Origin of the sequence: Kitasatospora sp. NPDC048545 (assembly GCF_040651155.1) — a bacterium.
Classification (GTDB): domain Bacteria; phylum Actinomycetota; class Actinomycetes; order Streptomycetales; family Streptomycetaceae; genus Kitasatospora.
This window is the reverse complement of record NZ_JBEZIQ010000054.1, coordinates 56557-68092: the sequence shown is the minus strand read 5'-3', so window position 1 is coordinate 68092 and position 11536 is coordinate 56557. Positions and strand designations below refer to the sequence as shown.

Sequence of the window (11536 nt, the reverse complement as noted above, 5' to 3'; positions counted from 1 at the left end):
GCACCTGCCGGTCGAGCGGCTGCACGAGATCGCCCGGGTGCTGTTCGCGGTCGCGCCCCGGGGAGCGGACGGGCCCGGCGGGGTCCGTCGTTCGCGGACGCGCGCGGCGTCCTCCGCGGGAGCACCGGCGGGGCGGCGGCGGGGCAGCGGCGGGGGCGTCCGCGCGGGCCTCGGCGGGAGTTCCGCGGGAGCTTTCGCGGGAGCTTTCGCGGATGATCCGCGTGCACGACGTGAACACCCCGAGAAGGCCCGTCACCAGCCCCGATACGAGCCGCCCGGGCTCCGGCCCGGGGGCGTGCCACGGTCGGCACCGCTTGCTACCGTGAAGATGTCAGGACATATCGGGGGGGACGGCATGACGGACTTCCACGTCAAACCGGCGGACATGCTGCTGTCGTCCGCCGGCTTCACCGACCTGCAGAACGCCGCCTCGCAGATCTACCGGAGCCTGGTGTTCGCGATGGACGCCACCGCGGGCATGGCCGGCGACGACGAGGCCGGCACCAAGTTCGCCGCCGACTACGACCCGGCCGCGCAGAAACTCGTCAACGCGACGGCGCAGGTCGTCGGCCAACTCGGCCAGACCGCCAACGGGCTGTACACGATGGCGATCAACTACCTACAGACCGACGCCGACGTCGCCGCCTCGATGATGGCCCCGCAGAAGCTCCCGGAGTCGGCCGACCCGCAGTGCGACCAAGAGGTCGCCAAGGCCGAACTCCGTTCCGCGGCCGGACACAACGACAGCGGCGCCGTCCACGACCTCCTCAAGAAGTTCTGGCCGCAGGGCGATCCGGGCAAGCTCCGGCAGGCCGCGAGCGACTGGAAGCACTTCGCGGAACTCGTCAGCAAGCTCGGCACCGAGGGCGACAAGCGGGTGCAGCGCGTCACCGCCTCCAGCACCTCCGGCGCCGTCACCTCCTTCGCGCAGAACTGGGCGAAGGTGCACGACGGCTGCGCCACCGAGGGCCCACTGCTGAACAGCCTCACCAACGCCGCGTACAAGCTCGGCCAGGCCTGCGAGTCGTACGCCCAGCACGTCGAGGACCTGCGCGACACGCTGGAGGACCTCGCGATCACCGCCGGCATCGTCGCCGGGGCGGGCCTCCTGCTGACCGTCGTCACGCTCGGCGGGTCCGACGTGGCGGCCGCCGGCGGTGAGGCCGCGATCGTCGCCGAGGCCGGGGCCGCGGCGGCGACCATGACCGCGGCGGTCGAGGGCAGCGCGGAACTCGCCGTACTGGCCGAGGCCGCGGCCGTGGTCGACGCGGCGGCGGCGAACCTGATCCCCGTCGGCGCGGCCGCGGTGACCGCCGCGGCCACCACCGCCGTCGTCCTGGCCGGGGCGACCGACGCCGCCGCGGCCCCCGCCCCCAAGCCGCCGCCGTTCACGGTCACCCCCGGCATGCCGCCGCTGCCGCGCGACCCGAACAGTCCCTTCCCGGCGCTGTCGCCGCAGGACCAGGCCGCCGTCCGGACGTGGATGACGCAGATGCAGCAGGACGGCCGGACGTTCCAGGCGCTCGGCCCCTCCGTGAAGGGCGACCCCAAGATCGACGCGCGCCGGGCCTACCAGGTCCGGGTCGCCGGATCGACCGAGTACCGGCTGTACACCACGGTGACCGACCCGGAGACCGGCCGCGAACTGGGCATGGATGCCGACGGCGTGCGCCCCGAGGACGGCGCGGCGATCGACGCCAAGTACATCGGCCAGCAGAAGAGCTGCAAGTCCCCGTTCCGGCTGGACAACGCCGACGGCGTCTTCGACTTCGTGTACGAGAACACGATGGACGGCGAGGCCAAGAAGCTCGACAAGTACGCGTCGGCGCTGAACGACCCCCGCAACAAGGTCAACCACCTGGAACTCATCACCAACGACGGGAAGGCCAGCTCGTACTTCCAGGGCCTGATGACCGCCAAGGGCGTCGCCGGGAACGTCCGCGTCGTACCGTGACCCTGACGGTCACCGTGACCGTGACGGCCACCGTGACCGAGCGGCCGGACCGCACCGGCAGCCGCCCCGCAGCGGACCTGGCCCGCACCCGACCCGCACGGCATCCGACCCGCACCACCGAGAGAAGCGAGAACACCCCGTGGGATCCACCTTCTACGTCAGCGCCGACCGCGAACAGGCCGGCCCGTGGACCTTCACCGGCGAGCAGCTGAAGGACTGCGTCCGCCGCCACTGGCCGGACGCCACGGTGAGCGGCGCGTTCGAGAACTTCCTGGAGATCCACGCCGAGGTCGAGCCCGGCCGCTGGGCGGAGCTGTCCTACAACCTGCGGCACGGCGCCTTCTCCTTCGAGGACCGCGAACCGCACTCCGCGCCGCTCACCGTCATCTACACGGCGCTGCACGAACTCGCGCCCGCGGTACCGGTGGTGTGGTGGGTCGACTACGACGCCGAGCTTGAGGCCCTGGACCTGGCCGGCGGCCTGGAGGCCTTCATCGACGGCTTCCCCGCCTAGGGTCCGACGTCATCCGGTCCGCCGGTCACCCGAGTTCGCGTTTGAGGATCTTGCCGGTGGCGGTCATCGGCAGGCTTTCGACGATCTCCACGATGCGCGGATACTTGTGGCCGGCCATCTGCTCCCTGCCCCAGGAGACCAGTTCCCCGGGGGCGGCGCCGGCCCCGGGCTTCAGGATGACGAACGCCTTGACCTCCTCGCCGTGGCTCTCGTGCGGCACGCCGACCACTGCGGCCAGGCCGACCGCGGGGTGCGTCATCAGCACCTCCTCGACCTCGCGCGGGTACACGTTGAAGCCACCCCGGATGATCATGTCCTTGGCCCGGTCGACGATGTAGTAGAAGCCCTCCTCGTCCCGGCGGGCCAGGTCACCGGTGCGGAACCACCCGTCCCTGATCGCCTCGGCGGTGGCCTCGGGCCGGTTGAAGTAGCCCTTCATGACGCCGTGGCCCTTCACCACGACCTCACCGACGGCGCCCGGCTCGGTGACCTCCGACCAGTCGGCGTGGATCAGCTTGACCTCGACGCCCCAGATCGGCACGCCGACGGACCCGGGGCGCGGTTCCCGCTCCGGGTCGGAGAAGGTCACCACCGGCGAGGTCTCGGAGAGGCCGTAGCCCTCCAGCACCCGGATGCCGAGCCGTTCCTCGATCCGGCCCAGCAGTTCCACCGGCAGCGGGGCGCCGCCGGACACGCCGATGCGCAGGTTGCGGGCGATCCGGTCCACGTCGACGGTGTCGGTGAGCGCGCCCAGCAGGGCCCACCACATGGTCGGGACACCGGCGAAGAAGGTGATCTCCTCGGTGCTCATCAGCCGGACCACCTCGTCCGCGTCGAAGCGCGGCACCAGGTGCAGGGTCGCGGCCGTCGAGAAGCCGGTGTGCATCTGGACGGTGGAGCCGAAGGTGTGGAACAGCGGCAGGCACAGGACGTGGCTGTCCGTGGCCGGGGTGCTCCGGAACGTCCGGTTGCAGGCCAGCACGTTCATCACCGTGTTGGCGTGGGAGAGTTCGGCACCCTTGGGCTGACCCGTGGTGCCCGAGGTGTAGAGGATGATCGCGGTGTCGGTCGCCTCGGTGGCCACCGGGTCGAACACCGGGGACGCCCCGGCGAGCGCCGCGTCCAGGGTCTGCGCCCCGGCGATCGGCGAGGGGGCGGCCGGATCGGCGGTGATCAGGAAGAAGGTCTCGCAGCTCCCGACCTCGTCGAAGGCCTTCCGGCCCTCCTCGCCGATGGCCAGGTCCCGCGTCCCCTCGAAGCAGAAGTAGGCCTTCACCTCGGCGTCGCGCAGGTGGTAGGCCACCTCGCGCGACTTCAGCAGGATGTTCAGCGGGACGACGACCCCGCCGGCCTTGAGGATGCCGTAGTAGACGACCGGGAACTGCGGCAGGTTCGGGCAGCTCAGCGCCACCCGGTCACCGGGCCGGATCCCGCGCTCCACCAGCAGGTTGGCGACCCGGTTCGCGGCGGCGTCGACCTGGGCGTAGGTCAGCCGCGTCGGGCCGAGCACCACCGCGTCGCGGTCCGGGTGGGTACGGGCGGAGTCCTCCAACAGGACCGACAGGTTCAGCATGGCACCTTCCGAAGGCGTGGATCCGGACCGGGCGGGGACGGCATCGCGTCATCATCGTCCGCGGAGCGGATCACCGCCAGTACCCGGACGGGCTCGGCGCACAGCGCGGCGGGGCCCGCGGTTCCGGTCCTCGGCCGGTCCTCGGCAGTACCCGGGCAGGCCCCGGGCAGGTTCGGGGCGCTCCGAGGGCTTCCCGTTTCCGCACCGGTGCCGGAGGATCCCCGCATGACCCATGATCAGACTGACGGTGCGTCCTCGGCCGATGCGGCCGCCCGCTACCTGGAAGCACTCCGCGAACGCCTGGCCGCCGACGGCTGCCGCATCAACGGGACCGGTCGGCCCGGCCACCGGGTGGTGATCGGCAGCAGGTCGGACCGCAAGGCGCGCTGGTTCGCCACCAAGGTCGAACTGTTCGTCCTCGCCGCCGCCGTCCCCGAGGTCGACGGCGCCTCGCTGGCCGAGTTCACCGGCTGGGCGCTGGGCTACGCGAAGGACCTGCGGAGCGGCCTGGCCGGCGTCCGCAACGCGGCGATGGTCCTGCCCGCCCTGATCAGCGACCGGGTCCATCCGTCCGCGGTGCAGTGGGCCGCCGCGGACGGACGGGTGCTCGGCACCGATCTGATCGCCCGGCCGGTCGTGGTGGAGACGGCGGCGACGGGGGGCGCCCGGACGACCGTGTACCGGGGGCGGGCCGCGTGGGGCGGGATGTTCACCTCGCACGTCCTGACGAAGGCCTCGCTGTACTTCCCCTGAGCCCGCGCGCCGGGCCGGCACGCGGGCGTGCGGACTCCCGGGCCGCACACCGGACCTCCACCCGACGATCACGCTCTTGTGGAATCCTCCATGCGGTGCCACCCTCGTCCCTGTGACTGCGACGGTTTCCGAAGCGGCGAACTCCGGTTCCGGATCCGCTGGTTGGTGGCTGCCCGGGGTGCCGGAGCAGGACCGGGTCCGGACGGCCGCACCGGCCTGGGCGACGTTCGTCGAGCAGGCGCTGAACACGGCACCGGCACCGGTCGTGCCGGCCGGGGACCTGCCGGGCCTCACCGGCTTCCGGACCGTCGTGTCACCGCTGGCCCTGGCGGCCGCCACCCGCCTGCCGGCGGACCTGCCCCCGGCCGTGGTCGATCTGCCCGCCGTGCGGGCGGAGTTCGTCGCCGGGCTCACCGACACGCTGGCCCGGCAGGCCGCCCGTACGCTCGTCCTGGAACTCAACGTGGCCAGGGTGACCGGGGCTTCGGCGGGTGCCACCCCGGCCGAGCGCTTCCGCGACTTCGTCCTGCGGACGGCGACGCGGGAGGGGCTGCTCACGCTGTTCCGCGAATACCCGGTGCTGGCGGGGATCCTGGGCCGGACCTGCCTGGCCGCCGCCGACGCCTTCGCCGAACTGCTGGCCCGCTTCGCCGCGGACCGCCCGGCCCTGGCCGCCACCCTGCTTCGCGACGCCGCTCCCGGACCGCTGGTGGCGGTCCGGCGCGGGGCCGGGGACGGACACCGGGGCGGCCGCGCCGTCGCGCTGCTGCGCTTCACCGGTGGCGCGCGACTGGTGTACCGGCCCAGACCGACCGCCGTCCACCGGCACGTCGGCGCCCTCGTCGACTGGTTCAACGCGCAGCCCGGTACGCCCGGTCTGCGGACCCCTGCCCTGCTCGAACGGCCGGGGTACGGCTGGCTGGAGTTCATCGAGCAGCGTGCCTGCGCGGAGCCCGCCGAGGTGGAGCGTTTCTACGTCCGCCAGGGCGCCTGGCTCGCCCTGCTGCACGCCCTGGACGGCACCGACCAGCACGCGGGGAACCTGATCGCCTGCGGGGAGCACCCGGTGCCGGTCGACCTGGAGACCCTCTTCCACCCGCCCGCCCCGGCCGACCCCGAGCTGCCCGACGACGATCCGCACCGCGCCGACCCGGCGGCGCTCGCGCTGCAGGCCTCGGTGCACCGCACCGGCCTGCTGCCGCGGCTGGTCCTCGGCGACGTCCGGGCCCTGGACGCCTCCGGCCTCGGCGGCGACGCCGGCGCGGGCTCGCCGAGCGACGCGGTGCGGTGGGCGGCGGCCGGAACCGACGAGATGCGGCTGGTGCGCGGGGCGGCCGAGTTCACCGGCGCGGAGAACCGGCCCAGGCTCGGCGGCACGGACTCCGACCCCGCCGACCACCTGGACGCCCTGCTGGCGGGCTTCCGCGCGGGCCGCCGCGCGCTCGCCGCCGGCCGCGCCGACCTCACCGGCCCGGACGGACTGCTGAGCGCCTTCACGGACGACGAGGTGCGGGTCGTGGTGCGCGCCACCGAGGAGTACGCGACCCTGCTCGACGAGTCGACCCACCCCGACGTGCTGCGCGACGCGGAGCACCGGGAGGCCCTGCTGCGGACCCTGGGCACGGGCGAGTCCGCCCGCCCGGGAACGGTCCGGCTGCTCGACGAGGAGATCGCCGAACTGCGGGACGGCGACGTGCCGTTGTTCACCACCCGCCCGGGCCGGACCGAGCTGTGCAGCGGCCGGGGCGAGCGCTTCCCCGACGCCCTGGAGCGCCCCGGCCTCGACCGGGTGACGGAACGGCTCGCGGCGCCGGGCGCGGCCGACCCGGCCGGGCAGGAGTGGATCGTCCGGGCGGCGATGGCGGCCCGGTCCTCCCGCCCCGCCCATACGCCCGGCGGACCGCAGCCGCTTGGCGCACCACGGCGGTCCGGCAGACCTCAACCACCCGGCGCAGCACGGCGGTCCGGCCGGCCGTGCCCGTCCGGCGGGCCACCGGAGGAACCGTCCGACGTTCCCGCACCGGACCCCGCGCGGCTGCTCGCCGCCGCGCGGGTCCTCGGCGACCGGCTGGTCGACGGCGCCCACCGTTCGGCGGAGCGGGCGAACTGGCTCGGGCTCGACCTGATCGCCGACCGGTACTGGCGGCTCGCACCCGCCGGCGCCGACCTCGGCGGCGGCTACCCCGGACCGGCCCTGTTCCTCGCCCGGCTCGCCTCGCTCACCGGCGAGGCCCGCTACGCCGACGTGGCCCGCCGCGCTCTGCAGCCGGTGCCGGCGCTGCTGGAGCGGCTGGCGGCCCGGCCGGCGGACCTGCCGCTGGTCGGCTCGGGGGCCTGGGCCGGGCTGGGCGGACTCACCTGGGCACTGGCGCAGCTGGCCGCCCTGCTGGACGACCGCGAGCTGCTCGACCTGGTCGAGCCGGCCGTCCGGCTCACCGCGGCCGCCGCCGAGGCGGAGGAGCCGGCCGGTCTGGCCGACGGCACGGCCGGCGGGCTCGCGACCCTGCTCGCGGTGCACCGGGCCACCGGCAGCACGGCGGCGTGGGCGGGCGCGCGGCTCTGCGCGGCGCGCCTCCACGACCTGTTCGACGGGCCCGACGGACTCGACGACCCCCGAGGCGCCGAAGGCACCGAAAGCACCGGCCCACGCGGCCGGCTCGACCGGTCGCCGCCCACCGGGCCGGGCCTGGCCGCCGGGCCGGGCCTGGCCGCCGGGGCAGCCGGGGTCGGCTGGGCACTGCTGGCGTTCGCCCGGGCGGCCGGCGACGACGGCCACCGGCGCGCGGGCCTGGCCGCGCTGCGCTCGTCCGCCCGGGCTCCGGCGCTCGGCGGGTCCTGGTGCGAGGGCGCGCCCGGCATCGCGCTCGCACTGGTCGACAGCGGGGCCGCGACGGCCGACCCGGCGCTCGCCGACTGGGCCGGCTCCGCCGTCCGGGCGGCCGTGGCGGCCGGTCCGCGGCCCGACCACAGCCTGTGCCACGGCGAGACGGGGGTGCTGGAGCTGCTGGGCCGGGCTCCCGGCGCAGCCGCCCGCCGGGCGTGGGCCGGCCGTTCGGCCGACCTGGTGGACGCGCTCGCGCGTACCGGGCCGGTCTGCGGCACCCCCGGCGGCCTCGTGGTCCCGGGCCTGCTCTTCGGCCTGGCCGGGATCGGCAACGGGCTGCTGCGGCTCGGCTTCGCCGACCGTACGGCCCCGGTGCTGCCACCGGTCGGTGCCGAGCACGACGCGGCCGCCCGCACGGGCGCCGTGATCCGCGAATAGGGAAAGGGCGAACGCCGTGAACCGAACCGACACCCTGGCCAGACCGCTCGTCGACACCACGCCCGCCGCGGGCGGACCGGCCGTCGGGCAGTCCGCCGGAACGCCCGCGCCGGAGGCGGTCCGCCGGTGGAAGCGGTCCGACGGGCACGAGGGCGTGGCCGCCGACCACCCGGCCGGCGGGATCAGGCTCCACCCGGGCAGTGGGCTCGCCCGCCGCTCCGCGCTGCTGGGCGGCGGCGAGGGCCGGCTCCTGGAGACCGGGGACCCCTGGACGACGATGAGCTACCACGAGGAGTAGCCCGGGCCCGGGCGTTCACCGCCCCGGGGACGGCCCGATCCGGGAGGACGGTCCGGCCGATCGGGGCGGTGAATGCCCGATTCCGCTCTACCGGAGCCCGCGGCCAGCCAATAGCCTGCCGCCCATGCCCACCACATCACCGGTGACCGTCGGCCGGGCGGCCGAGACCTCCCTGCTCCGAAGAGCCCTGACGCGCCTTCAGGACGGCGTCGGGTGTTCGGTGTTCCTGGTCGGCGAAGGCGGCATCGGCAAATCCCGGCTGGTCGACGACTGCGCCGGCCGGGCCCTCGCGGCCGGACTGCCGGTGCTGCGCGGGCGCAGCAGCACGACCGGGGCGGACACGCCGTTCCGCCCGCTGGTCGAGGCGCTCTACTCGTGCTTCCATGCCGGCGGGCCGCCCGGGGACCCGGAGCTGATCCCCTACCGGCCGGCCCTGGCCAGGGTGGTTCCCGAGTGGCGGTCCGCGGCGGTGCCCGGCCACGCCGAGAGCGTGGTGGAGCTCGCCGAGGCACTGCTGCGCCTGCTCGCGGTCGTCGGCCGGGTGTCCGACCCCGGGCCGGGCGGCGGGTCGGACGGCAGGTCGGGCGGCGCGTCGGACGGCAGGTCGGACGGCAGGTCGGGCGGCAGGTCGGACGGTGAGCCCGGCCCGGGCCCCGGCCGCGCGCCGGGCTGCGTGCTGGCTCTGGAGGACCTGCACGACGCGGACGCCGAGACCGTCGGCGTGCTGGAGTACCTGGTCGACCACCTCGACCGGGTGCCGGTGCTGCTGGTCGCGACCCTGCGGCCGGAGTCCGGCGACGCGCTGGACCTGGTGCGCGCGGCCGAGCGGCGCCGGGTCGCGTCGGTCGCCTCGCTGCCGCCGCTGACCACCGCCGAGGTCGGAGCGCTGACCGCGGGCTGCCTGGGCGTGCCGGTCGGCGCCGTGCCGCCCGCCCTGGTCGGGTGGCTGGGCGGGCGCAGCGGCGGGAACCCGTACCTGGCCGAGGAGTTGCTGGCCGAGCTGGTCGGCTCGGACACCCTGCGCCACGACGGCGACCGCTGGCGGGTGACCGGCGACCTCGCCGCGACCGTGCCGGCCAGCGTGGTCCACGGCTGCGGCCACCGTCTCGGCCGACTGGCCACGCCCGTCCGGGAGTTGCTGCTGCTGGCGGCGACCCTCGGTCCCCGGTTCTCCGCCGACACCCTCCAGCTCGTCACCGGCGACGACGACCCGCGCCTGTTCGCCCACCTGCGCGCCGCCGCCGAGGCGGGCTTCATCGCGCCCGACCCCGGCACGCCCGAGGGGTACGGCTTCCGCCACGCCATCGCCGCGCAGGCGGTGCTGGAGAGCGTCGCCCCGGCGGAGCGGGCCGCGCTCGCCCGCCGGGCCGCCGTCGCGCTGCGCAAGGCCGGTCCGCCCTACTCGGTCGACCAGGGTCAGCTGGTCGCCCAGCTGCTCGTCACGGCCGGCGACCACCCCGGTGCGGCCCTGCTCTACGCCGAGGCGGGCCGGCGGGCACTGGCCGACGGCGCCTCCGCGTCGGCCGTCCGGCTCCTGGAGCGGGCCTCGGAGCTGGCGGCGCCGGCGGACCGGACGGCCGTCACCGAGTCGCTGGGGTACGCGCTGGTCGAGGCCGGCCGGCTGGACCACGCCCTCGCCCTGGCCGACGCCCTGCCGACGGGCTGCGCGGCGGCGCTGAGCCCCGAGCGCGAGGTCGCCCTGCGCACCCGGCTGGCCTGGGCGGCCGTGGTCGCCGAGCGGGGCTCCGACACCGTCGCCCAGGTCGCGGCGGCCCGGGCGCTGCTGGGCGACGGGGCGCCGCCGGAGCAGACCGCCGCGCTGGCCGTGGTCAAGGGCCACCTGGCGCTGCTGCCCGGCCGGCAGGACCGGGTGGAGGACGCCGAGCGGATCGCGCGGGAGACGGCCGAGGCGGCAGAGCGCACCGGCCCGCCCGTCCTGGCCTGTCAGGCGCTGCAGCTGCTCGCCCTGCTCGCCCGCGAGCGCGGCTTCGACGCGGCCGACGCGTGCCTGGAGCGGATGCTGGCCGTCGCCGAGACCCACGGCCTGCCCACCTGGCGGTTCGAGGCGCTGCTCCGGCTGGGCGCCAACGCCTTCCTGCGCACCGGCGACGCCCGCCGGCTGGAGCAGGCCGGGGAGGCCGCCCGGGAGCTGGGCTCGATCGCGCGCACCCAGCACACGGAGAGCCTGCTGGCGATGAACGCGGTGCTGCGCGGCGACCCGGTGACGGCCGGGGCGATCGTCGAGCGGTGGCTGGACACCAGCCTGCGGATGGGCAACCTGGCCACCCACCGCTACCTGCGGCTGACCTCGGCGACGCTCGCCGCCCACCGTGGCCGCCGCCGGGACATGGAGCGCGAGCTGGAGCTGTTCCGGCAGGCCGGCGGCATGGGGTCGGTGCTGACCCCGGTGGCGCTCGGGCTGTGCCGGGCGGTCTGCGCGCTGCTGGAGGAGGACCGGGCGGGCGCCGAGGCCGAACTCGCCGCCACCGCCGAGTGGGAGGCCCGGCACCCGAACGTCTTCTACCTGTCCGGCCGGTACGGCCTGGATCCGCTGCTCGCCGTGCTGGCCGGCCGGGCGGGGTGGGAGGAGTACGCGGCCGTGGCCGCCGCCCCGGGTGCGGAACTGGCGTGGAACAGCCGCTTCCTGTGCCTGGCCCGGGCAGTGCTGCTCGGCCGGAGCGGCCGGGGCGAGGAGGCGGCCGCGCTGGTCGAGGGCCTCGCGCCGGGCGCCGACCTCTTCCCGACCGCCCACCGGCTGGGCCTGCGGCTGGTCTCCGAGGCCGCGCTGGCCGACGGCTGGGGCGACCCGGTGAGCTGGCTGCGGAGCGCCGAGGAGTACTTCCACGGCCTGGACGTCCCGTCCGTCGCGGGCGCCTGCCGGGCGCTGCTCCGGCAGGCCGGCGCGAGCGTCGGGCAGCGCCGCAGCGGACGGGAGCGGATCCCCGCCGCGCTGCGGGAGCGGGGGGTCACCCCGCGCGAGTACGAGGTCCTGGCGCTGCTCGTGGACCGGCCCGGCAACCAGGACCTCGCCCGGCGGCTGTCGATCTCGCCCCGCACGGTGGAGAAGCACCTGGCGAGCCTGGTCCAGAAGACCGGGACGCCGGACCGGGCGGCGCTCTGCCGGCTGGCGGCGGAGCTCGCCCCGGACCGCCGCCGGCCGTGACCGGCGGCGCTCGGCCCGG

General features: G+C 75.9%; 7 protein-coding genes. 6 read left to right on the top strand and 1 reads right to left on the bottom strand.

Annotated features, from left to right (window positions below; all coding sequences use genetic code 11):
* The first annotated feature begins 355 nt into the window (after window positions 1–355).
* Both AB0D10_RS36140 and AB0D10_RS36135 read left to right on the top strand, forming a co-directional pair.
* On the top strand, window positions 356–1954 hold the full coding sequence (locus tag AB0D10_RS36140) for a restriction endonuclease fold toxin-2 domain-containing protein (RefSeq protein ID WP_360263963.1): 1599 nt from the start codon (window positions 356–358) through the stop codon (window positions 1952–1954).
* A gap of 139 nt (window positions 1955–2093) precedes the next feature.
* Window positions 2094–2468, top strand: a complete 375-nt coding sequence (locus AB0D10_RS36135) for a hypothetical protein (protein ID WP_360263960.1) — start codon at window positions 2094–2096, stop codon at window positions 2466–2468.
* A gap of 25 nt (window positions 2469–2493) precedes the next feature.
* Here AB0D10_RS36135 and AB0D10_RS36130 read toward each other — a convergent pair whose 3' ends face one another.
* Window positions 2494–4041 (bottom strand): long-chain fatty acid--CoA ligase, encoded by a 1548-nt coding sequence (locus tag AB0D10_RS36130; RefSeq protein ID WP_360263958.1) that lies wholly within the window; start codon window positions 4039–4041, stop codon window positions 2494–2496.
* A 225-nt stretch (window positions 4042–4266) separates the two neighbouring features.
* On the opposite strand from AB0D10_RS36130, the gene AB0D10_RS36125 reads away from it, so the two are divergent.
* From AB0D10_RS36125 to AB0D10_RS36110, 4 genes are all read left to right on the top strand, one after another.
* Window positions 4267–4794, top strand: a complete 528-nt coding sequence (locus tag AB0D10_RS36125; RefSeq protein ID WP_360263957.1) for a hypothetical protein — start codon at window positions 4267–4269, stop codon at window positions 4792–4794.
* 178 nt (window positions 4795–4972) lie between these two features.
* Entirely contained in the window at window positions 4973–8056 is a 3084-nt protein-coding gene (locus tag AB0D10_RS36120) for a type 2 lanthipeptide synthetase LanM family protein (RefSeq protein ID WP_360263954.1), read from the top strand.
* Between the two features lie 16 nt (window positions 8057–8072).
* Entirely contained in the window at window positions 8073–8354 is a 282-nt protein-coding gene (locus AB0D10_RS36115) for a hypothetical protein (RefSeq protein WP_360263952.1), read from the top strand.
* 124 nt (window positions 8355–8478) lie between these two features.
* The gene (locus AB0D10_RS36110) at window positions 8479–11517 is read left to right on the top strand and encodes an AAA family ATPase (RefSeq protein ID WP_360263950.1); all 3039 of its coding nucleotides are present in this window, start codon (window positions 8479–8481) and stop codon (window positions 11515–11517) included.
* The last annotated feature ends 19 nt before the right edge of the window (window positions 11518–11536 follow it).